At 26.4% G+C, this 227-nt stretch carries 1 pseudogene; it reads right to left on the minus strand.

The features are described from left to right. Nucleotides 1–227 (minus strand): annotated as a pseudogene (locus tag ACYQ44_RS10565) (ATP-binding protein); the annotation flags it as partial.

Genomic DNA, 227 nt, shown 5'->3' on the forward strand with positions numbered 1-227 from the left:
GTTAAATATCCTGCTTGTGTAAAGAATATATTTGCATTTGCATCTTCTATTTCTCTTGTTGAGAAATCCATTGCACTTACTGTGTTTTTTACTAAGTCTTCATATTCTATCTTTTTCCCTTTTATGTAATTATATAAGAATGATGGAGATCCGCTTTCAAACCAGTAATTTTGAAATTCTTTCTTTTGAAAGAATTTTAATATTGAAAATGGATTATATACATAATG

The sequence above is a fragment of the Marinitoga arctica genome, from assembly GCF_054657315.1.